Raw genomic sequence first — 23,402 nt, forward strand, 5'->3', positions numbered from 1 at the left:
CCTATACTGCACGCATGACGCACGACGCGACGACGCTCGCCGCCAGCCACTCTCCCGTGAGCCACGGCTTGCGCGCCGTGCTCGCGGTGGTCGCGGGCGACGAGCCCTCCGTACGCACGCTGGCTCCCGGCGGCGCGCTCACGCTCGGGCGGTCCAGCTCCTGCGACTGGAGCTTCACGGACACCCAGGCCAGCCGCGTGCAGGCCATCGTGCGCTTCGACGACGAGGCGGGCCTCAGCATCGAAGACCCCGGCAGCCGCAACGGGACGTTCCTGGACGACGAGCGCGTCCACACTCCGCAGCCGTGGCTCCCCGGTCAGGTGGTGCGCTTCGGGGCCGTGCGCCTGGTGGCGACGATCACGGGTGCGCGCGCCGACGAGGAGGACGCGGCAGACGACACCGAAGACGATGGGGTCGTGGTCAGCTCGCCGCAGATGGTGGAGACGTTCGGGTTGGCCGACCGCGCAGCGCGCAGTGAAGCCACGGTGCTGGTGCTGGGCGAGACCGGCACGGGCAAGGAGGTGCTGGCCGACCGCATCCATCGCAAGAGCAAGCGCAGGCGCGGTCCGTTCGTGACGTTGAACTGCGGGAGCTTGGTCGAGACCCTCGCGGAGTCCACGCTCTTCGGTCACGAACGAGGCGCCTTCACGGGCGCCGCACAGCGTCACGCGGGCGTCTTCGAGCAGGCCCACGAGGGGACGCTGTTCCTCGACGAGGTGGGCGAGTTGTCCGCGAATCTGCAGACGCGCCTGCTGCGGGTCTTGGAGGACGGGCGCGTGACGCGCGTGGGGGGCTCGACACAGACCGAGGTGAACGTGCGCGTGGTGGCCGCGACGCATCGTGATCTGCCGGAGATGGTGCGCGCGGGCGAGTTCCGCGAGGACCTGCTGTATCGACTGGACGTCGTGCGCATCCGCGTGCCTCCGCTGCGTGAGCGCACCGAGGACGTCGAGCCGCTCGCGCTGCACTTCTTGGATCAGTTCGCAGGGGGGCGACCGCTGCGCTTGTCCGCCGGCGCGCGGCGCGCGTTGCTCGCGCACCCGTTCCCCGGGAACGTCCGCGAGCTACGCAATTGCATGGAACGCGCGGTGGCCCTCGCGGCGGACGTCGTCATCCACGAAGGCGACCTCAACCTGTCGTCGCGCACCTCGGCCGAACGCGGTGGGCTGCTGCGTGCGCAGGTGGGCGACGAAGAGAAGCGCGCCGTGCTCGAGGCGCTCGAGGCGTGCGAGGGGAACCAGACGCGCGCTGCGAAGCGGCTGGGCATCGCGCGGCGCACCTTGATCAACAAGATGGAGAAGTACGGGCTGCACGGGAAGGGCAAGTAGGCCGACCGCAGGCGGGGAGCGCCGCGAGAATTGTGCAGGTCGCTGCACAGTGTGCAGCCGAGGTCCACCGGGGGTCTTCTCAGGGAGGCGCAGCGCGCCCTGAAACAAGCGCCTTCCGATGGCATGAGGGTTGCGTAGGTCAGTCGCAGGAGATCGCTGACTTATGACCACCATGCAACGCACCCTCACTTCTCTCTCGCTCCTCTTGGCCCTCTCGGGGCTCACCGCCGGCTGCGGCGACGGTGGCCCCGCGGGTACTGCCAAGCTCTTGGTGCAGGGACGGGTCGAGGCCAACCTGGATCGAGACGCAACGACGGTCACGGCGCATGTCATCGCCGAAGACGGCAGCCGCGAGCCCGTCGCGATGGAGCCCACCGCGACCGACGGAAGCGGGCGCTACCGCATCGAGAGCGACGCGGAGCTCCGCGCTGACACGAACATCGTGCTCGACGCAGACGACGGCTCCGAGCACGCAGCCGTCGTGCTGACCGTCGACGCCGACGGCGAGATGACCGCCGAGCCCATGAACGAGGAGACCACCCTGGAGGCGGCGGTGTTCGAGTCGCTCGCGACGTCCGCCACATGCGAGGACTGCTCGCACGCGGCCGTCCGTGCCGCCGTGGAGGCAGAGGCGGCCGCCACGTACGAGAGCGCGGGACCGTCGGAGGCCACGCTCGCGGACGTGAGCGCGACCATTGCCGCGCGCATCGAGGCCGAGGCGAGCGTGCTGCGCGAGGACAGCGCGAGCGCGTTCGAAGCCTACGTCGAGGCACGCGCGGAGGCTCAGACCCAAGAGGCCGAAGCGCTGGACGCGGCGACGAACGCGTCCGCGACGGCGGAGGCGCACGCGCAGTACGACCAGGCCATCGCCAATGCCCAAGCGGAGAGCAGCTACACGGCAGAGACCTGGGCGGCCAGCGCGCACGCCGCCGCCGAGGCAACCCGCATGGAGGCGAGCAGCGTGTCGCTCGAGGCGACCCTCTACGCGCAGCTCGTCGCCGACGCCGAGCAGGAGCGCGCGGCCTCGGTGCATGCCGCGATGGAGGCCGAGCTCGCCGCGGCTGGCGTGACCGACGTGAGCCTCGACGCCACCTTCGCCGCCCTCGAGATTGCCATCGACGACGCGCGCGGGGACGGCGCGGCGGCCGGCGACAGCATCGCCAGCGCCTGGGCGGACGCGGCCGTGTCTCTGCGCGCCGAGATCTCGGGCTCCCTGGACGGCGTGGTGAAGACCGCGTTCGACGGTTGGGCGACGTTCTCGACCACGTTGGTCGCTACGCTGCGCGCCGACGCGGCGCTCGGGGGAACGGGCAGCGTCGCGTCGGCCGTGATGCTGGGCGGGGGCCTCGGGGACATCAGCGCGGACGTGACGGCGCTGACGTCGGCCGGGATGGACTCCGCCACGGCGGCGGCCTTCGCGAGCGTCCTGCTGCACGCCGAGCTGGCGGCCAGCGCGCAGTGACCGCGCGCTGAGGCAACTTTGGCAGCCTGCTGCCCAGCGGCAGGCTGTCTTCCTCGAGGGGCGCGGCGTCACGTACGTCGCGCCCCTCCTCTATTTCACCAGCGCGCAGGCCTGCCCACCGCGTGAGCGCCGCCTGCCGTTCGAGGTCGGCGCGCATCGGCGCTCCTGCTTTCACTCCATCTGCTCGCGGATGTAGCGGGTCTCGCCCGACGACAGACGCACGTCGATGGTGCGCTGGGCGTCGAGGGGCGCGTTCACGAGGCGGACCTGATGACGCCCGGGAGGCAACGCGAGCGCGGTGATGGGGGTCTGTCCCACACGTCGACCGTCCACGAACACCTCGGCCCACGGGCGAGCGCCGATGTGCAGGTAGGCGCTCGGAGGCGCCCCGGCCACCGTCGACGGAGTGGCGATCGGCTCCGAATCGTCCGCAACGGACGACGCCGACACGCCGTCTCCGCTCGGCGTGGTCCCTCTGGTGGTGCGGCCGGTCCCGCGACCATCGGTGCGGACGCGCGAAGCGGTTCGGCGAGACGTCATGGCGGGCGCGGACTGACTCCCGTGTTCCGTGACCAGCGCATCCGGGGCGCGCTCGCTGGCGGGGGCCACCGGTCCCGCCGACCCGGCGCTTCGCTCGCGCGTGCCGGCTCCCCGCGGCGGTCCATCCGTCACGGCCGAGCGCTCATCCTCGCCCGCTGAGGCGACGGGCACCTCCGGGGGATCCTCGAGCCCCTCGGCGCCACGCAGCGCCCACACCAAGACCCCGCCCATGAGCCCCAGCACCAGCAGCAGCGCCCCCCCAAAGACCGCGCGACGACGCACGCGAGCCGAAGGACGCGCCGTCCCACGGATGGAGTCCGGGACGGCGGCGCCAGGGTCCGTCGCGGTCGTGCCAGCGGTCGCCGGGGCCGGGCGCGAGTTCGCCGCAGCCGCGTCGAGGTCCACCCGGGCATCCGGCCCCGCGTCCAGCGTGGGCAGCAGCGCTGGATCTCCCCCGTGGACCGCGGCCTCCCCACCCGCGGATGCATCGCGAGCGTCGCGTGCTTGGGCTGGTTCGGGCGGGGCGGTCACGGTAGGCAGCGTGCCGGGCGATGCCGCGAAGCTTGCGGCCGTGAGGAACACCACCTCCAGCGAGGGTCCCTGTTGGTAGCCCGAGGTCATGTGCTCGACCCGCCGCTGCAGGGACACGCGAGGCAGCTCGGCGCCGCTCGCGATCGACACGGACTCGAGCCGCTCCAGCTCGCGGGCCACCTCCTCCATACTGCTGGGGCGATCCTCGACCAGGGGCGCGACCATGCGCACCAACAGCTCCGCCAGCGGCGCGGGCGCGACCTTCCGCACCTCGTTCGGGTCACGCGAGAGCGCCCCCGTCGCGAGGTGGTTCAGCGTGACGCCCATGGCGAAGATGTCCGCCCGCCCGTCCACCTCGAACCCCCAACGTTGCTCGGGGGCCATGTAAGCGGGCGTCCCCGCGGCGGGGAGCTCCGTGCCCGACAGCATGGCCACCCCGAAGTCCGTCAGGTGGACCTGCCCCGCGCGACTCAGCAGGACGTTCGCCGGCTTCACATCGCGGTGGACGATGTCGCGCGAGTGAGCGTGCGCGAGGCCATGCGCCAAGCGCGCGCCGATGTAGCTGACCTCCGCCACGGACAGCGGCTCCTGGCGCGCCCGCGTCGCCTCGAGCACCGCGCCCATGTCCACACCATCGACCCACTCCATCACCAGGTAGTAGCCGTCCTCCGCGCTCCCGAAATCGAAGACAGGCACGATGTTCGCATGAGACAGCTGCATGGACAGCTTGGCCTCGGAGATAAAATGTGAGACGGCCCCCTCAGAGAGCTTGCGGCTCGCTAGGATGCGCTTGATGCACACGCGCTTGGACGTCCCGGCCGCACCCACTGCGCGGGCGGAGAACACCTCACCCATCCCGCCGCTCGCTACGCGATGCTCGAGGATATAGCGACCCACACGATCTTGGCTCGGCTGACCCGCACTCATCTTGTTCTCCTCGTGTGTACCGTCTTGGGCGGCTGCGCGCACCAGCGCCGTTCCGCCGGCGCCGTTTCGACGCGGCCCGGCGCGGCGGTGGTCCTCCTGTCGGTCGAGCCCGAGCACGAAGAGTACGCCGTGGCCATCGCACGCGCGCTCCGACGCGGACCGAGCCCCAGCGGTGCACCTTGGCTGCCTGTGCCCGAGCGCGAGACACGCGCCCTCCACGACGAACTGGCACGCATCGAAGCCCTGTTCTTCGACCTGGACCTCCCCGGCGCCGAGCGCGCCGCGCGAGACGTCCTCGCGGGCATCGATGATGGGCTCGTCACCGTGGACGACCAGGCCGCCTTGCTGAACGCGCTCATCCGCGCAGCGCAGGTGTTCGACGCCCAGGGAGCGGGGGACGCCGCCGATGACGCCCTCCGGCGCGCCACGGCCGTGCGTCCGGGCTTCGAGCTCTCTGCCGTCGACTTCCCCCCCAGCTTGATCGCTCGCCGCGCGGCGCTCGGCGCCACGTCGGAGCGTCGTGTGCTGACGCTCCGCGACCTGCCCCCGGGCGCCCACGTCTACGTGGACGGCGCCCCCGTGAGTGGCCCGCAAGTCGCGCTGGTGCAGGGCCCCCACGTGGTGCGCGTCAGCGCGCCGGGCTACCTGCCGCTTCAGCAACGCATGGACCTCCAGGTGGACACCGCGCTGGCCCCCGAGCTCACCGTGGACCCAGAACGCCTGCACGCGCTGCCCGCCGACCACGCCCGCGCGTACTTGGCCAGCCACGACGCGCACGCGCTCCGCTTGTCGCTCTCCGTCTCGAACGAAGGGCGCAGCTGCAGGCTCTCCGTGGACGGCGAGCCGAGCGTCAGCGTGCTCGCCCCCCTCGACGAAGGTCCTCCCGCCGTCGCGGCGCGGCTCGTGACCGAGCGCGAGGCCGCGCGAGACGCGCGCATTGCCGGGGCCACGAGGCGACGGCGCGTACGTGGCGTCGTCGCGGCCACCGCCGTGGTGGCCGCGGGCGCGGGGGCAGGCGCGTACGTGGCGCTACGCCCAAGCGCGGACGGTTGGCGCGGCAGCGGCCAACTCGCGGAGAGCTCACCATGACTCGGTCGCGCGTTGTCTCGTTGACGTCCGTCGGTCGCGCCGTCTCGCGACTCGGGCTCGTCTCGCTCTGCGTAGCCTGCGCGGGGACCGTGTCGTTGCTGTCGTTCAGCGTCACGCGCGACGCCCTCGAGGACCCGTTCCCCGGCGCCACGGCGGTCGAGGTGTCCGTCCGCCAAGACGGCGTGCGGTTGCCACGCGCCGTCGCGCGCACGGCGCTCTCGGGCGAGCCCTTCGCCACGCCCGTCGTGCCCTTCGGGACGGGCTACACGCTGCGTGTCGACGTGCTCGACGGCGAGCTGCTCCTGGCGAGAGGCACGAGCGCGACCTTCGCGACGCAGCGCAGCGAACAGGGCGCGCTGCCCGACGTCTTCGTCGCGCCTCTCGGTCGCTTTGCGCAGCTGGCCACCCGCTCCGCCCCGACACCCGTCGCGGCCGCGCGCGTGGGCGACGCGCTCGTGGTCGGCAACGCCGATGGCTCGGTCAGCCGCGTCGACGCCCACACGGCTCTCACCGACGAGCTGCTCGCTCCGGCGGCCGGCCGCCGCTTCGTCGCGCTGCCGAGCGGGCTGCTCGTCACGACGGGGGGCGACGCTTGGTTCTTCGACGACGACGCCCACGCCACGGTGGCGGCGGAGCTCGCGCGGCACGGGCCCGACGCGCTCCTCGTGCCCATGCTCGACGGGACACCCGGCGAGCCCTGTGGGTTCGCGCTCGGCGGGCGCACGGCACCCCAGGCGCTGACGAGGCTCTGCGTGGTGGGCGGCGTCCTCGAGGTCGAGCCCCTCCCGGACGTCGGGCTGGGCGGCTGGGGTGGCGTCGGGGTGCACGTGAGCCTCGGGGCCGATGGTGGGCGCTTGGCCTGGGTCGGGCGGCAAGACGCGGGCGGCACCAGCAGCGCGCTCACCCTCGTGGACCCGGGCGCGCCCCAGGACACGCGCACCGTGGCCCTCGACCTGCCGACGACGGGCGCGGCGGTGATCGCCAACGCGCCCGGCGAGCTGCTGGTCGTGGGCGGGCGCTCGGCAGCGGGTGTCGTGCTGAGCGACGTCGCCCGAGTCGTCGTGCAGGCCTCGGGGACCGCGGTGCGCGCCGTCCCCGCGCCAGAGCCGTTGTTCTCGCCTCGTCAGGGAGGAGCCGCCGCGTGGGTGGCCGACGGTGTGTACCTGGTCTACGGCGGAACGAACGCGGGCGGTGCAGCCGTGAGGCGCGCCGAGCTGGTCGACGTACGGGGCTTCCCGGGCGTCGTGGCGCCCACCGGAGAGCTCCCGGTCGAAGCCTCCGTCGTGGCGCCAGTGGACGATCACGCGCTCGTGGCGATCGGGGCCAGCGCCATGTACCGCTATGCGGCTCCTCGGGGGTTCGAGTGAGCGCTCCCGGCATGCCCACGAGTCCCCATCGTGGACTGGCACGACTCTCGCAAATGGCTGGCGTGATGCTCCGTCGCGCCGCCGTTCTGTGCACCCTCCTCGTCTCCGGCTGTGCCCCCGCCGAGGACACCGCGCCCCTCAGCGGCGGCGACCAGGGCACGGCCGGCGCCGCCGTGGACATCGCGCTCGAGGTGCGCGTCAGCGGCCCGCTCGACGTGATCGAGCTGAGCGTGGAGTTGGCGAGCGTCGAGATGCTCAGCGACCGTGAGCCAGACGAGGCGGCTCGGCTCGGGCTGGACGGCCAACTCGCGCTACACGACGGCTTCGGCGACCAGGTGAGCTCTGCCGCGCCGGGCGCGTACAGCGTGCTGCTGCTCTCACCGCGTGAGACCGCCCCAGCGCTGCGCCTGGTGGTGACCCTGGCCGGCGTACGCGTGCAGCTGGAGGCCAACGCGCTGCCTCCCATCCGGCTCCGCTGCCCAACGCCCATCGACGTGGCGGATGGCGCGGGGCTGACGGTGCTGGGCACGCTCGACCTCAGCGACCTCGATGGCCTCTTCACCGGCGCGCTCTTCCCGCTCCCCATCGGCACGACCGAGATCTCGGTCACCGAGCTGACGCACCCGAACCTGGTGACCGACGTGGTGACGGCCATCGTGTCGTCGTGGAGCCTGACCTGCACGCCAGGTTGAGCACGCGCGGCGCTTCGGGATCTCGTGCACGAGCCTGCACACTGGGCACGCAGCTGCACACCGCGACCGCCAGGTCGTGCCGCAGCGCCCGACAGCGCCGCGCGAGCGGCTACGCGCTCTCGGACCCCAACTGCTCCACCAGCGCCGACACCAGCTCGACGTGGGCCAGCACACGGTCCTCCTCGGCACCGCGCCACGAGCTCTCGAGCGTGAGCTCGGGTAGGCCCAGCGCGTCGGCGTACATGCCGGTGTGCATCATGCCGAGCGTCGCGGCCCAGAGCTTGGTCGCCAGGTGGTTCGCACGCGACGTGGGCGCATACCCCGGTGCGGGCAGCCGACGCCCGAAGTAGTCACTGCTCGCCAGCAGAACGCCGCGCGTGTCCAGCGTGGCGATGGCGCGCTCGGCCAGCGCAGCCGGGGTGTGGCGGTTGGCGAAGACGAACGAGGCGTCCTGTGGGCCCTCGTGCAGCGACAGGATCAGCTGCGGGCGGAAGTCGGCGATGACATCGCGAACGAGCCGCGCCTCCACCGTCTCGAAGCGCTTGAAGTCGCGGTTGATGTCGAAGCCTTGTCCGTTGAAGCGCGACCCATAGACCGCCCCGACGGGGTTGACGGGCGTGACGACCCCCACGGACACTGCAGGGGCTTTCCCACCAGCGAGCTGCGTCAAGCGCGCCAGGATGCGGGGCACGGCGACGATCCCGGCGTGCTCGTTGCCGTGTACGCCCGAGAGCACCAACAGCCTCGGCGCCCGCTCCGACGCGCGGTTCTGCACCCACGTGACGGGGAAGGAGCGCCCCTCGTAGGAGACGTGTCCCAACGTGCGAAGATCGAAGTGCGCGGCGTGCTCCTCCAACGCGCGCACGTGCGCGTCCGCATCGAACCCGAGGAGCTCCACCCCCATGTCCGCCTCGGCGGGCGCCGGGTAGTCGTGGGGCCGCCGGACCAGGTGGTACTTGGCGAAGATGGAGAGGTCGCGTCGCAGCGTCTTCAGCGTGCGCGGGGGTGGAGGGGCGTACGCAGCGACTGGCACGGCGCGCTCAGCCCGCGGCCCGGGCCACGCTCTGTGGCTGACCCCAGACCGTGTCGAGGAAGCGCGACAGCTCTCCGTCGAGGCGCTTGGGCATGACGCGCCACTCCGCCGCGGAGCGCGCGGTGACCAGGCGACCGCGCACCAGCTCCTCGGACAGCTTGCCCGCGTCCGCGAACGGATGGATGGGGTCGGCCGCGTGACCGATGATGAGCGCCGGGTGCCGCAGCGTGCGCCGCAGCTCACGCGGGGGTGCGATACGCCCGAAGGTGAGTCCGTCGAGCACGGCCAGGGAGGCGCGCGTGTCGCGGCGCAGCGTGTCGAGCCCCATGTCCACGATCCAGTGCGTGCGCGGGACGAGACGGGCCAGGCTGGCCATCAGACCCATGCCCAGCGGGTTGACGCGCAGGGCCAGCGCCAGAGGGACGAACACGGCGCCCGCCGCGGCGATGCCGCTCTCGAGCACCGGCATCTCGATCATCAGGCCGCGCACCCGCTCGGGCGCATGGACCGCGGCCTCGAGGGCCACGTTGGCGCCGAGCGAGGTGCCCCCGACGACGGCCTGCGCCACACCCAGGTGGTCGAGCAGCGCGATGACGTCGGCGCCGAACTGCGGCATGGAGTACGCGCCCATGTCGTGCGGCTGCTCCGACGCGCCGTGGCCCAGCATGTCGCACAGGATGACGCGGTTACCCGCCGCAGCGAGCGTGGGCGCCAGCATGGTGAACATGCGCACGTCCATCAGCAGACCGTGGACCAGGACGATGACGCGCGGCCCGGAGCCGAGCTCGCGATAGGCGATGCGCCGGCCGGCGTGGTCGAAGGTGCGGGGTTCCGGGAGGGGGGAGCGCTTGGCCATGCCTTAGGCTACTTCAAATCGTAGCTGCGGACGACTCGCCGGCGCTTGGGCTCGTCACCGTCCGATGCCGAGCCATCGGCGTCCTCCGAGGCGGCCGCCGAGCCGGCGGCGCCCCCCTCGGTGGGCAGCGCCGCGTCGAGCGCCGCAGCCAGCGGGCTCGCAGCGGCACGGGCCTCGCGCTCCTGGGCCTGCCGCGCCTGCTCCGTGCGCGCAGCCTGCGCCGCGAGAGCTTCCTCTCGGGCGCGCTGCTGCTCGAGCTCGCGCTCACGCGCCTCGCGGGCCTTCTGCTCCTGTTGGGCGATGCGCGCCAGCGCCTCCTTCGAGGGCGCCGCCGGTAGGTCGAGGCTGAGCTTGCCCAGCGCCGCGGCCAGCGCCCCACCGCCGCGAGTGCTCTCCCCCGCCTGGGCGGTCTTGTAGTCGCGGAAGTCGTTGCGGGCCTGCACCTCGGACACCTTCTTCGCGCTGAAGCGCAGCCGCCCGCGCGCGGCGTCCAGCAGCACCACCTGCAGCACCTCCCCGATGGGGAACGCGCGCCGCAGGTCGCGACCCTCCTGCACCTCCAGCTCGCGCGCCGGCACCAAGCCCTCGCCCTGCTTGGTCTCCACCACGACGCCGTGCGGCAGGTGCTTCACGACGGTGCCCTCGAGCACCGCGTCCTTGCTGGGGGGCGGGATGGCCGGGGCAGCCTCGGCCGCGGGAGCCGCCGCCAGCAGCGCCTTCATCGACAAGCCGATGCGCGCGCCGTGCTTCGAGCCCTCCTCGGGCAGCTCGATGGAGAGGACCTTCACCTCGACGCGCTCGCCGAGCGACAGCACGTCGTCCACGCGCTCGACGCGCCCACGCGTGATCTCGCTGATGTGCACGAGGCCCTCCACGCCACCCAGGTCGACGAACGCACCGAACTTCTGGATCGAGCTGACCGTGCCGCTGAGGATGGCCCCCTCCTTGATCTCGGTCAGGCGGGCGCGGCTGGCCTCGGCCTTCTCCTGCTCCAGCACCTTGCGGCGCGAGACGATCACCGAGCGCCCCTCCTCTTTGATCTCCAGCACGGCGAAGCGCGCGGTCTGGCCGACCAGCGGCTCGAGCTCTGCCACGTAGGACGTGCTCACCTGCGACGCCGGGCAGAACGCGCGCGTGCTGCCGACCGTCACCTCGAGCCCCCCCTTCTGCGCCTTGCTGAAGCGCCCCTCCACGGGCGTCCCGGTCTCGAGCGCCAGCTGCAGCTCGCGCACGTCGATGCCGCCGCCCGAGCCCATCGTGACGACCAAGAGCGGTCCGTCGTTGTGGTGTGGGTCCACCACCGTCGCCTCCAGCTCGTCGCCCACCTGCACGGTGAGTGAACCGTCCGGGCGCTGCAGCTCGAGGCGGGCGACGCGCGCGTCGGCTCGGCTGCCGAGGTCCACGAAGACGCTGTCGGCGCCGATGTGCACGACGCGCCCGCGCACGCGCTCCCCCTTGGTGAGGCGTCGCACGGACGTGGGGGCGGACTGCTCCATGAAGGACCGGAAGTCGTCGTTGCTGGACATGGTGCCGAGGGTTGCCGCCAAACGGGGTGGGTTTCAAGGCGCCGGGGGGTGCCGAGCCGCACGCAGCTGTAGTAGCGTGCCGTCCCCGCCCGTCAGCCGAGCGCTGCGCGAGCCTCGGAGACCGCATGACGAAGAGAGTGGAGGATCCCCCCCGCCGCCCCCTGGGCCCCCTCGACCCCGAGCGGGTCCGCTGCCGCCTCGAAGGCGACCTGCTCGCGCAGCTGGCGCGCACGTCCGACCTGGGGGCGCTCGCGGGCCGCGCCAAGGGCTTCGATGGCGCGCGGGTGCGTCGGGACCTGCTGGCGCGCTCCCTGCGGCTGTCGGCGGCGATGGCGCCCGCGGCCCACCGCATGCTGGAAGAGAGCGCGCGGGTGCTGGGGCTGGCCGAGGGCACGCAGCTCGAGCTGTATCAGTCGGCAGGACCCGAGAACGCCGCCATGCACTTGGTCGAAGCGCCCGTGCTCGTCGAGGTGCAGGGGCGGCTGCTCACGCAGCTGGACGAGGTCGGGCTGCTCTCGGTCTTCGGCCACGAGCTGGGGCACTACCTGGCGCACGGACCCGCGGGGACGCGTGGGGAGCAGCACTTGGCAGCGCGCGCGTTGGCCCGCAGCGGGGACGAGCAGGTCGCCTTCCTCGCGCAGCAGCTCGGCGTGGCGGCCGAGATCACGGCGGACCGCTTCGGCCTGCTGGCCTGCCAGGATCTCCCAGGCATGTTGCGCACGCAGATGTCGGTCACCACGGGGCTGCCCGTGAGCGCGCTCACCTGGGACACGGACGCCTACCTCGCGCAGTGCCGAGAGCTGATGGAGGCCTGCCTCGAAGGGGCGGACCAAGCGCGCAGCGGGACCCACCCCGAGCACCACCTGCGAGCCTACGCCGTGTGGCTCTTCAGCGAGAGCGACGTGTACCACGCGCTCACCGGCAAGGGTTCGGGACAGCGCCCCATCGCGGACGTCGAGGACACGCTCGCGACCATCCTCGGGCGACCCGAGCTGGACGTGGCGTACGACCCGCTCGAGGCGCCGCCCCTTGAGGTCTTCGAGTTCGCGCTGGCCGCGGCCGTCATCGTGGCCTGGGCCGACGAGGAGCTGGCGCCCGAGGAGTCGGAGCTGGTGGAGCGCATCTTCGCGCCGCTGGTGCCCGACTGGCAGACCTACCTGGACCTCGAGAGCGCGCGCGCGCGGCTGGCCCGTACGGCGCCCATCGTGCGCAGCGGCGGGGCCGACCTGGCCCGACGCGTGTTTCTGCTGCTGGTGCACATGCTGGGCGCGGACGGCACCATCGACGAGCGCGAGGTCGGCGCTGTGCTCGGCGTCGGCGTGGTGCTCGGACAGCAGGCGCTCTTCGAGCGTTGGATGGTGGCTGCGCTCGCGGCCCTGAAGGTGCACATCGTCATCTCGGACGTGGCGCCGCAGGTCATCCCGCTGCCGGCACGCCACGCCGACGTCCTCGACGCGCTGGATGCGTTCCTCGACGGCGTCTGCCGACGCGGAAGCGGGAGCATCGTATTCCGCCGACTGCTGCACTTGGTGGGGCAGTCGGAGCTGCACGAGGGAGCCGTGACCGCCATCGAGGGCGCGTTCGACGCGCGCCAGGTGCGCGTCGTTCCACCGCTGCGACACGCCCAGCTGGACGACGTGCTGCACCTGGAGGCGCCCCTCACGACCCACGACGACGACGACGACGACCAGGGTTCGGCGGCGCCAGACCCGTCGCGACAGCAGCTGGTGCGCGGCCTCTCGCGCCTGCGGGACCAGCTGATCTCGGGGGACGGGCGCAGTCCCTCCGTGCGGCTGCGAACGGTGCGCAACGAGCGCGGCTTCGACGTGGCGCGCCTCGACCGCATCTCCCTCGGGATGGGGGAGCGCGCGCTGACGCACGTGCGCGCGGGTCGCGTGGCGCGGCTGGTGGACGCCAGCGAAGCGGGCACGCACCGCGCGGCGGAGGAGTGTGGGGAGGCGCTCGACAAGCTCGACCGCGCACACCGCGATCGCGTCGAGGAGACGGGCTCGCACGACCTATACGTGGGGTATCCGTTCCTGACGGGTGCGGTGGCGCAGAAGACCGCGCTGGTGGCGTACCCGGTGCGCGGGCCCCTGCTGCTCTTCCCGGTGGACCTCGTGCGCGACAGCCGCGGCGCGCGCAGCTTCAAGCTGGCACCTCGCAAGGACGAAGACCCCATCGTCAACCAGTCGCTGCTGCGCCTGATGTTCAACAAGCTGCGCTTTGGCTTCCCCGATAGCCTGGCCGAGGAGCTGGACACGCTCGCCAGTGACCGCGAGGTGGGCCTGGGGGCCGTGCTCGCGCGCCTCGCCGAGCTGGGCGTCGACGTGCAGGTGCCGGGCGGCGCGCTGCGGTCGTTCGAGGAGCGGGCGGACATCGACCAGGGCGGACCACGCCTCGAGGTCGAAGAGGTGGCCGTGCTGGGACTCTTCCCGCAGTCCAGCTCGGATCTCCTGCAGGACTACGACGCCCTCATCCAGGAGCTGAGCGAGGGCAACACGCCGGTCCCGAACCTCTTGGCCTCGGCCACGGTGCTGTTGCCAGCAGCCCTGCGAGGACAACGCCTGCCTCCGCCCGCGCAGTCCGCGGCGCACCCCCTGATGGACGCCGACCCGGCCCAGCGCGAGGTGCTGAGCGAGTGCCTGAAGCACGAGGCGATGGTCATCGACGGTCCACCCGGGACCGGCAAGAGCCAGGTCATCGCGAACCTCGTGTTGGATGCCCTGCGCCGTGGGGAGCGCGTAGCGGTCGTGTGCGAGAAGCGGGCGGCCCTCGACGTCGTGTTTCAGCGCATCGAACGGCTCGGGCTGCGGCACGCGCTGGCGCTCGTGCACGACGTCCACGAGGACCGGAAGGCGCTCTACGCCCAGATCGCAGAGCGCCTGGACGGATTCACGCCGTTGACCTTCGACGTGGCCGCCGCCGAAGCGCTCCACCAGCAGCACGCGGCGACCGCAGGCGAGCTGGACGCGCGACGCGCGGCGCTGGCGTGGCGCGCCCCCGGCGCCACCCTCGGCGTGGGAGAGCTGCTGACCCTGCGGGCCGCGACTGCACCCGAGCCCGACGGCCCCCAGACGACGAGCGCACCGGACGCCCCCGCGGGACCGCTCCCGGAGTGGCTCGCGGGGCTCGACCTGACGACGCTCTCGGACGTGCTCGGGCAGGTGGTCGCGCTGCACGCCGAGCAAGAGTTCTGGGCGCCGGGCAGCCCGTGGCGCGCCGCGCCGGGCGAGCCCCCGCGCGCGACCCTCGCGAGCGCGGGGGACGCGGAGCTGCGCGCGCTCGTCACCCGCACGGAGGCTGCCATCGAGGCCGCCCGGCACTTCGCAGCGGCTCCCGCGGCCCTCGCGCCCGACGCACTGGACGCCGTGACGGACGTCCTCGCGGGCGAGCGTGACGTACGCGCTCTGCGATCGGAGGTACCCGACGGAGACGCGCTCTACGTGGCGGTCCGCGCGGCCGACGCGCTGGACGCCGCCGTCGACGACTTCGAGGACGCAGACGCCCAGCTCGCGCGCGAGCGCGCGGCGGTGGACGCGTGGGACGAGCCCGTGCTGCTGGAGCCCAGCGCAGAGCTAGTGGCCGCGCTCGCCGTGCTGCAAGGCTACGCGGGTCGCTTCGTGCGCTTCTTCGTGTGGGCGTGGTGGAGCGCCCGCTCGCGCGTCACTCGGAGCATGAGTCAGGTGTGGCCCGAGCGAGCGGGGCATCCGCTGGATGGGGCCTTCCTGGGTCAGCTGATGAGCCGCGTTCGTGCCGCGGGCGTGTGGCGGGCCGCGACGCACGCGATGGCGCACCTGCCGGGCGCCCCCCGTCTGCGGAACCGCCGCGACCTCGTCGCCTACCTGCCCGCCGCCGCGCGCATGATGGCGCACCAACGCATGCTGCGGAGGGCCGCGCCCCAGCTGGCCATGGCCCGGCTGCCCACGTCGCTGGGCGCCACCAGCCTCCCCGCCTGGGACGCCGAGGTGGCCGCGCGCGATGACGCGCACACCCGCCTCACCCAGCTGCGTGAAGCGGTGGTGGCGCTACGCCCCTACGCGCCGGGACTGAGCGCCGCCCCGAGCGCCGTCGAGCTCGAGGCCCTGCGCGACCGACTCGCGCGCGACGGGGCGCGCGTGGCGCGCTGCGACGGTCAGCTCGCGCGGGCCGAGCAGCAGCTCCCCGCGCTGCGCGCCGTGCTCGACGTCCTCGTCACCGCGCACCCAGACGCGGGTCCCGAGCGTTGGCGGCAAGCGCTGCTGCACGGCTGGGCGACGGCGCAGCTGACGCGGGCACATCGGCACCACCCCGCCCTCACGGACTACGGGACCCCCGAGAGCGACGAACGCAAGCAGGCCGCCATCGCGCGCCTCGCCACGCTCGACACGCAGCTCTCCGAGATCGAGACCGAGCGCGTGCTCGCCACGCTGGACCGGGCACCGCTGCTGAACGTCGCAGCGCCAGAAAAGCACAAGCGTCGCAGCGCGGCGCAGGCGGTGTGGGAGAGCCTCCTCAAGGAGACCCGCAAGAAGCGCAACCTCCTCGCGCTGCGCACCTTCGTGCGGCAGTTCGCGGACGAGGGCCTGCTCGACGTCGTGCCCGTGTGGCTGCTCTCCCCGGAGACCATGGCCATCTTGTTTCCACGCGAGCCCCTCTTCGACCTGGTGGTGTTCGACGAGGCGTCCCAGTGCACGGTCGAGTCGGGGCTGCCGGTCCTGCTGCGTGCAAAGCGCGTGGTGGTCGCGGGCGACGAGCAGCAGATGCCGCCCACCTCGTTCTTCCGCATGGGCGGGGGCGATGAAGAAGACGCTTCACGCAGCGATGCATCCAACGAGGCGGACCGCGCCGAGCGCGAGGTGCGCGACATGCTGACGTCCGAGTCGCTGCTGACCCTCAGCCGCAGCCGCGTCCAGCACACCGCGCTCTCGTGGCACTACCGCTGCCAGGACGAGTCGCTGATCGCCTTCTCGAACCACGCCATGTACGGAGGCGAGCTGCTGACGATTCCGTCCACGCACGCGACCGACGCGACCCCAGGCCTGCGCTTCGTGCACCTCGAAGACGGTGAGTACGACGGGGGCCAGAACGTCAAGGAGGCCGAGCGGGTCGTGACGCTGCTCGCCGAGCTGCTCGCGGAGGCCGCGCCGCCGACGCTCGGCGTGGTGACGTTCAACCTCAAGCAGCGCGCCGCGGTGCTGCAGGCCATCGAGCAGCGCGTCGCGAGCGACCGAGCGTTCGGCGAAGCATGGACGGCGGCCGAGGCCAACGAGCGCCTGGACGAGCGCCCGTTCGTGAAGAACCTGGAGGCAGTCCAGGGTGACGAGCGCGACGTGATCGTGTTCTCGCTCGCGCACGCGCCCGTGTCGCGCAAGAGACGCAGCGGGAGCACCGACCGCTACGTGCCCGCCCGCTTTGGTCCGCTGGGGCAGCGGGGAGGTGAACGGCGCTTGAACGTCGCCATCTCGCGCGCGAAGCAACGCTGCTACATCGTCTCCTCGTTCCTCCCAGACCTACTGAGCGTGGCAGGCTCCAGTCACCTCGGGCCACAGCTCTTCAAGCGCTACCTCGAATACGCCGACGCCGTCAGCCGCGGCGACGCAGCACGGGCAGAAGGGGTGCTGTCCCTGGTGCGGGAGACCCGCAGGAGCGGGAGCAGCAAGGTGCGCCCGCTCCCGGTCGCAGGCTACGTGCCCATCGCGACGCAGCTCGCGTTGGCGCTCGAGCGACGCGGCGTGCCGTACGAGCTCAACGTGGGGACCTCCGACTTCCGCGTGCCGCTCGCGGTCCTGAACCCATCCGACCCGTCGCGCTTCGCGCTCGCGGTGCTGCTCGACGAGTCCGGCGAGGGCTCGAGTTCGTTCGATCGGTTCGTCCACCGCCCGCGCGTGCTCGAGACGCGTGGCTGGCGTGTGCTCGAGGTGGACGCGGCCACGTGGGCGCACCGGCCCGAGGCCGTGGTGCAGCAGATCCTCGAGCGTGTGCCGGGAGCCGAGGGCGCGCTCCACACCCCCGCGTTCCGTTCGCGCCGAACCAGGAACCACGACGGCATCGAGCCCGCGACCAGCCCCCAGCCCGCCGCGCGTGCGCGTGCGCGTGACCCCCAGCGTGCGTCGGCCGATGAGCCTGCGCCGTCCCCGTCGCCGCGGGCCGATCTCCCTGCTTGGGCGGGGGGGATCCCAGACGCGACCTACCAGAACGCCGCCGTCCGCCTGCATGCCGCAGAAGAGCTCCCGCTCGCCGAGCTCACCCGCCTGGTCGGCGGCGCGCGAAGACTGCGCATCTTCGAGGCGGAGCTCGCGAGCTGGGGCGTGCCGTTTCGCATCGAACGCGTCGCGCGCGGTCGCTCCGAGTTCGTCTGCGTGGTTGCCTGATCATTCGGAAGCGGCGCCGAGGCACGCGCGAATCGGTGACGCCCGTCCGCCAGCCGCGCCGCCCGTGGATTCGCGACCACACGGTCAGCTCGGCGGCCCATTCGCGCGTTTCGGGTGGGCGCCGCGCCAGAGTTGTGTACTCTCGTCCGCACTCCTCCCCCAAGGGCCCTCATGTCGCTCGCGCCCGTCCCCCTCGAAGCTCCTGCTGAAGAACGTAGCAGCATGGTCGGGCGTCAGCTCGGCCGCTACGAGGTCCTGACGCGCCTGGCGTCCGGCGGCATGGCCGAGGTGTACATCGCGCGAGCGATCGGCGTGGCGGGGTTCGAGCGCCTCGTCGCCCTCAAGGTGCTGCACGGCAACCTCGCCCACGAGCGCGAGTTCATCACGATGTTCCTGGACGAAGCGCGCCTCGCCGCGCGCATCCGGCACCCGAACGTCGTGCCCACGCTGGACGTGCGCGACAGCGGCGGCGACGGTTTCTTCCTGGTGATGGACTACGTCGAGGGCGGACACCTGGGCACGCTCATCGGCACGGAGGCCCAGCAGCATCGGCGCCTCCCGGTCGACGTCGTGGCGCGCATCGCCATGGACGCGCTGGCCGGGCTGGCCGCAGCCCACACGCTGCACGACGACGCTGGCCAGCCGCTCAACCTCGTGCACCGCGACGTGTCCCCCCACAACCTCCTCGTCGGTGCAGACGGCATCTGCCGCCTGACCGACTTCGGCGTCGCCAAGGCCGAGATCCGCCTGTCTTCCACGCGCACGGGGCAGTTCAAGGGCAAGCTGGGCTACATGGCGCCCGAGCAGGCGGCGACTGGCACCACGGACCAGCGCTCGGATCTGTTCAGCATGGGCATCATCGTGTGGGAAGCGCTCACGGGCTGCCGGCTGTTTCGTGGGCGCAACAACGTCGAGACGCTGACGAAGATCCTGAACGAGCCCATCCCGGCGCCCTCGTCCCGCGCGCCCGAGCTCGCGCCCTTCGACGCCCTGCTCGCGCACGCTCTGCAGCGAGATCCGGCGCGCCGCTTCCAGAGCGCCGACGCGTTCATCGAGGCGCTCGAGTCGGTCATTCGCCCGTTGGGCGGGGCGGCCAGCTCTCGGTTGGTGGCTCAGCACGTCGCGCGCATCCTCGGCCCCGGGCTCGACGCGCAGCGCGCGGCGCTCAAGGCCGCTACCGAGGCACTCGGCCGCGCCCGCCTGGACGGCGAGTTCATGCCGGCTCCACGCGGGAGCCAGCCCGGCACCCCGCCGAGGCCACCCGAGCGCGAGTCGCTGACCCCGGCGCTCGATCCCGCCCTCGGCGAGGTCGTGGACGGTCGCTATCGCCTGGACATGGTGCTGGGCCAGGGCGGTCACGGGGTGGTCTACGGCGCGACGCACACCACGCTCCGCCGTCGCGTGGCGCTCAAGGCCTTGCGCGCCGACCTCAGCGGCTGCCCCGAGGCCGCGTCACGCTTCGAGCAGGAGGCGCGCTCGGTCTGCTCGCTGGGCCACCCGAACATCGTCGACATCATCGACTTCGGGCACCTGCCCGACGGGCGCTCTTACTTCGTGATGGAGCATCTGGACGGGCAGACGCTGCGCGCGCGGCTCCGCCAAGGCGCACTCGCCACGCCAGAGGCGATCCAGGTCGCGGGCCAGGTGGCCAGCGCGCTGTCGGCGGCACACGGACAGCGCGTGATCCACCGCGACCTCAAGCCCGAGAACATCTTCCTGCAGGCTCCCCAGGGGGGCCTCCCAGCCGAGGCGAAGGTGCTGGACTTCGGCGTGGCCAAGGTGGCCAGCGCGCCGCACAGCACCGACGAGAACGTGGTGTTCGGTTCGCCGCACTACATGTCCCCCGAGCAGGCGGCGGGGGACTCCGTCGACGGCCGCACGGACGTCTACGCGCTCGGCATCATCCTCTACGAGATGCTCACGGGCGTGGCGCCGTTCCGAGGCGACTCGTTCGTACACGTGTTGCATCAGCACGTGCACGCGCCACCGCCAGGACACCCACGCCTCACCCGCGACGAGCCCGTGCTCGGGAACATCATCCTGCGCGCGCTGGCGAAGGACCGCGAGCAGCGCTACCCCGACATGAACGCGCTGCTAGCCGACCTACCGCAGCTCGAGCGCCCATCGCACATCTCGGGCGTGGACCTCGTCGCCGCGCGCGTCACGCCCGCCGTGGCGGCCCCACCCGCGGCGGCCGCGCCAACGAAGAGTCGGTGGCGGACGATGGCCTGGGTGGGTGCCAGCGTCGTCGCGCTCGGCCTCCTCGCAACCCTCGGCGTGGTCGCCCTGCGTACGCTGGGCCCGGAAGCACAAGCCGCGTCACGAGGCGCGAGCGAGAGCATGGTGCCCACCTCGGGTTCCCCCGGCGCCCCCGATGCCCCAGCGCCCGAGAGCGCCCCGCCAGGCGGCGCCAGCGTTGCGGCCCTCCCAGCGCCCACGCCGAACGCAGCCCCGGGCGCAGACGCCAACGCAGGCTCCACGGCCAACACCCCGGCGCCCGCCGGAGCAAGCGCACACGTCGTCCAGATCCACAGCGACCCACCGGGCGCGATGGTCGAGCAAGACGGAGCGCTCATTGGCAACACGCCTCTCCCCTTCCACCTGCCCAGCGGGCACGTGGAAGCACGCCTGACGCTGACGCTGGCGGGACACCGCAGCGCCGTGGTCGCCGTGAGCGGAAACTCCCCCGAGCGCATCGACGTCACCCTCGCGCCCAGCAGCGGCAGCAGCAGCTCACGCTCGTCGCGCCACGGCGAGGCCGCGTCGCCAGCCTCCGCCCCCAGCGCGCAAGCCCCCGCCCCGAGCCCGCCCCCGACGTCCCCTGCGCCGCGTCCGAGCCCCGCGGTGAGCGTCGACGTCGTCGACCCCTGGAACCAGGGCAGACGCTGAGCACCCGCAGAAGCCCTCTCGCGCTGCGCTGAGCCTCTGACCCGCGGCTCGGAACCAACGACGCGAGCGCCTCTCGACATCCGTGCCCCGCGGACGAACCCTCATTCAGGCGAGCCTCCAGAGCCCCTACAGCGTCCCGCGGCCAGCGCCCGCGCTCAGGTGAGCCTTCCGCGCCCAAAGCGGACCTCACGAGTCCCGCGGAAACCTTCTCGCGCAGGTCGAGCCCAGAGACGTCACCGAGGGAGGGGGGAGCTCCGCAGCCGACACCCGGGGCCCCGCCCGACGTGGTGAGAACCGCGCCAGTATTGACCAACGGGTGAATTAATCCGAAACTGTGCACATGTTGGTCACTCAGCGGCAGTTCGAGTCGACGGTGAGCGCAGCCGCAGCCCAGGTCACGGACCCCCGAGCGGGGTTCCAAGGGCCCTCGAGCATGAGCTGGCGCATCGGCAAGGAGACCGTGATCTTCATGGGCGGGGGCTGTGCCGCCCTGCTGCAGCTGGCCCACCCCTACGTCGCCCACGGCGTGGATCAGCACAGTGAGACCCGCTCCGATCCGATCGGCCGCTTCAACCGCACGTTCCTGCACGTCTTCAACATGATCTTCGGCTCGCAGGCCGAGGCCCTCGAGTCCTCCCAGCGCGTGCGCGCCATCCACGACGCGGTCCACGGCCCCATCACCGAGAACGTCGGACGCTTCGAGCGCGGGCACCGCTACCGGGCGCACGATCACGACGCGCTCCAGTGGGTGCACGCCACGCTGATCCACACCGCGGTGCGCGTGTATGACCTGGCCGTCAGGCCCCTGTCGTGGGCCGAGCGCGACCAGTACTACCAAGAGTCCAAGAGCTTCGCGGCGCTGTTCGGTATCGAGCGCGGGCGCATGCCCGCCACGTGGACCGAGTTCGACGCCTACGTGAACGCCATGGTCGTGAGCGACACCATCCGCGTCGGCACCGCCGGGCGCGAGCTGGCGCAGTACCTGCTCACGCCCCCCAGCCAGGTGAGCAAGCCGTTCTTCGACTGGTACGTGCTCATGACCGCGGGCCTGTTGCCCGACTCGGTGCGCGCGCAGTTCGGCATGCGCTTCAGCGCGGAACACGAGCGCATCTACCACGCGTCGTTCCGCACGCTGAGGCACGTGGTGAAGGTGCTCCCGCCGCGCGTGCGCTATGTCCCCGCCTACCACGAGGCCAAGCGGCGCCTGGCCGGCAAGGAGGGCCCCGACGTCATCGGCCGCGCGCTGGAGCAGACCGTCCTGCGCGTGCTCGCGCCAGCCGCCTCCACGCCGCCGTCCATGTTCGAAGCCGCCGTGGGCAAGCACGCCCGCGCGGCGTCGCGCTGCCCGGTCGCCTAGCACGCCTAGCGCCCCGCTGGCGCCCCTGACGCGATGCCTCAGCAGCGCACCTGACGCAGGGGCTTACACCGGCCACGACCGCGCGTGTCCGCAGCGGAAGGTGCCGCTCAGGGCTCGAAGCCGTACGCCTCGAACACGTCGCGCAGCTCGGCGTAGACCTCGGCCTCCGTCAGGCCGTACTCCTCGAGCGAGTACGCGTGCTTGCTGGCGTGCGCGCGCTGACGGGACGTGGCCGCGACGAGCTTCGCGCGGAACGCGTCGTCCACGGGCTCGCCGAGCCGCTCGTACAGCGCTGCCACGGTCCCCTGCGGATCCGCGACCAGCTCGTCGTAGCGGATCACCACGAAGCGGTCGGCGGGGAGCTCGCGCTGTAGCGTGAGGGCGTAGCGCAGGTAGTCCATGCCGAAGCGCGCCAGCGCCTTGGCCTCGGGCGAGTCCTTCTGGATGTCCGGCGAGTGCGTCTTCCACGCCGCGTAGAACATGCTCAGGAAGCTGCCGAGCCCGTCGTACGGGTGCCGCACCAGGTACACGAAGGTGGCGTCCGGAAAGCGCCCCAGCATGGTCTTGATGCGCGGCGAGAAGAAGACGTTCTTGTTCAGGAAGCGGCGTCCGTTCCCCGACGAGAAGAGGATGCGACGCAGCGATCCGTCGTAGTAGTCCATCAGGCGCTCGCGCTCCTCGCGCGGGCACGCGTCGAGCCAGGCCAGGTCGCGCAGCTGCTCTGGGAAGGGCGAGAGCAGCATCGTCGTGGGCGTGTGCATGGCATAGACGAAGGTGCACTCGTCCTCCTCGGCCTTGTCGAAGCCCATCTCGTGGATGTCCTCCCAGCGACTCTCGAAGAAGAGCCAGTTGCCGAGGTCCACGGTGAGCTTGCGCAGCAGCCCGAAGAAGAAGCGCTGGTCGACCCAGCGGATGGCGGCCAGCAGCTTGTACACGACCACCGAGCCGAAGACCGTCTGGTAGAGCTTCACCGTCGTCCAGCGCGCTTCGTCGAGCGACAACAACCGGTGCAAGAGCGTGGTGCCGCTGCGCGGGTTGGCGAAGATGAACACGGGGCGCTTCACGCGCGTGCGACGCCAGGTGGGGAACAGCACGTCATCGAGCGCGTTGCAGGCGTAGTTGAACGCGAACAGCGCGAAGTAGAGCGGCGTGTAGATGGCCACGGCGAACGCCCGCCGCAGCGAGAAGCGCTGCGCGGTGAGGGTGAGCAGGCGCGCGACGGCCCCCGGCTGCAGCACGAGGTTGCCGCGCCCGCGGGGCAGTACGTCGCGCACGGCTGGCGTGGCCGCGAGCTCGAGAGAGTGGAGGCTGGGGCGCGAGGAGCCGCTGTCGAGGGGCTCGTGGGCGTGGGTGGTGGGGCTGGTGGTCATGGAGAGGCTCCCGGTCTAACGCCGAATTCCTGAACAAAAGCGTGGGTGCGCCGTGTTTTCCCGGCAACACGCTCCGGGTGAG

13 protein-coding genes are annotated in these 23,402 nt (G+C 72.2%); 8 read left to right on the plus strand and 5 right to left on the minus strand.

Going from position 1 to position 23,402, the window contains the following annotated elements:
• Positions 1-14 precede the first annotated feature (14 nt).
• Both H6726_24095 and H6726_24100 read left to right on the plus strand, forming a co-directional pair.
• Positions 15-1,328 (plus strand): sigma 54-interacting transcriptional regulator, encoded by a 1,314-nt coding sequence (locus H6726_24095; protein MCB9660748.1) that lies wholly within the window; start codon positions 15-17, stop codon positions 1,326-1,328.
• A gap of 163 nt (positions 1,329-1,491) precedes the next feature.
• Positions 1,492-2,790: a hypothetical protein gene (locus H6726_24100; protein MCB9660749.1), complete on the plus strand. Its 1,299-nt coding sequence runs from the start codon at positions 1,492-1,494 to the stop codon at positions 2,788-2,790.
• Positions 2,791-2,961: 171 nt separating this feature from the next.
• Here the strand turns inward: H6726_24100 and H6726_24105 are convergent, their stop codons facing one another.
• Positions 2,962-4,788, minus strand: coding sequence for a protein kinase (locus tag H6726_24105; protein MCB9660750.1), 1,827 nt, complete (start codon positions 4,786-4,788; stop codon positions 2,962-2,964).
• A 12-nt stretch (positions 4,789-4,800) separates the two neighbouring features.
• Here H6726_24105 and H6726_24110 point away from each other — a divergent pair, with 12 nt between their 5' ends.
• From H6726_24110 to H6726_24120, 3 genes are all read left to right on the plus strand, one after another.
• Entirely contained in the window at positions 4,801-5,877 is a 1,077-nt protein-coding gene (locus tag H6726_24110) for a PEGA domain-containing protein (protein MCB9660751.1), read from the plus strand.
• Positions 5,878-5,966: 89 nt separating this feature from the next.
• On the plus strand, positions 5,967-7,244 hold the full coding sequence (locus tag H6726_24115) for a hypothetical protein (GenBank protein ID MCB9660752.1): 1,278 nt from the start codon (positions 5,967-5,969) through the stop codon (positions 7,242-7,244).
• 65 nt (positions 7,245-7,309) lie between these two features.
• Positions 7,310-7,936, plus strand: coding sequence for a hypothetical protein (locus tag H6726_24120; GenBank protein MCB9660753.1), 627 nt, complete (start codon positions 7,310-7,312; stop codon positions 7,934-7,936).
• Between the two features lie 109 nt (positions 7,937-8,045).
• On the opposite strand, the gene H6726_24125 is transcribed toward H6726_24120, so the two are convergent.
• From H6726_24125 to H6726_24135, 3 genes are read right to left on the minus strand one after another with little or no spacing between them, the layout of a single operon-like run.
• On the minus strand, positions 8,046-8,969 hold the full coding sequence (locus H6726_24125) for a DUF2817 domain-containing protein (protein ID MCB9660754.1): 924 nt from the start codon (positions 8,967-8,969) through the stop codon (positions 8,046-8,048).
• Positions 8,970-8,976: 7 nt separating this feature from the next.
• Positions 8,977-9,825: an alpha/beta hydrolase gene (locus tag H6726_24130; GenBank protein ID MCB9660755.1), complete on the minus strand. Its 849-nt coding sequence runs from the start codon at positions 9,823-9,825 to the stop codon at positions 8,977-8,979.
• An 8-nt stretch (positions 9,826-9,833) separates the two neighbouring features.
• Complete coding sequence (locus H6726_24135; protein MCB9660756.1) at positions 9,834-11,351, minus strand: S1 RNA-binding domain-containing protein; 1,518 nt, start codon at positions 11,349-11,351, stop codon at positions 9,834-9,836.
• A gap of 125 nt (positions 11,352-11,476) precedes the next feature.
• On the opposite strand from H6726_24135, the gene H6726_24140 reads away from it, so the two are divergent.
• The 3 genes from H6726_24140 to H6726_24150 all read left to right on the plus strand — a co-directional run bounded on the left by H6726_24140 (position 11,477) and on the right by H6726_24150 (position 21,950).
• Positions 11,477-17,704 (plus strand): DUF4011 domain-containing protein, encoded by a 6,228-nt coding sequence (locus H6726_24140; GenBank protein ID MCB9660757.1) that lies wholly within the window; start codon positions 11,477-11,479, stop codon positions 17,702-17,704.
• 222 nt (positions 17,705-17,926) lie between these two features.
• Complete coding sequence (locus H6726_24145; GenBank protein MCB9660758.1) at positions 17,927-20,593, plus strand: protein kinase; 2,667 nt, start codon at positions 17,927-17,929, stop codon at positions 20,591-20,593.
• Between the two features lie 340 nt (positions 20,594-20,933).
• Positions 20,934-21,950 carry a DUF2236 domain-containing protein gene (locus tag H6726_24150; GenBank protein MCB9660759.1) on the plus strand — a complete coding sequence of 339 codons (1,017 nt, stop codon included), beginning with the start codon at positions 20,934-20,936 and terminating at the stop codon, positions 21,948-21,950.
• A 107-nt stretch (positions 21,951-22,057) separates the two neighbouring features.
• On the opposite strand, the gene H6726_24155 is transcribed toward H6726_24150, so the two are convergent.
• The gene (locus H6726_24155; protein ID MCB9660760.1) at positions 22,058-23,320 is read right to left on the minus strand and encodes a sulfotransferase; all 1,263 of its coding nucleotides are present in this window, start codon (positions 23,318-23,320) and stop codon (positions 22,058-22,060) included.
• Between the last annotated feature and the right edge of the window lie 82 nt (positions 23,321-23,402).

It is taken from the genome of Sandaracinaceae bacterium, assembly GCA_020633055.1.
GTDB lineage: Bacteria > Myxococcota_A > Polyangia > Polyangiales > Houyiibacteriaceae > JADJJE01.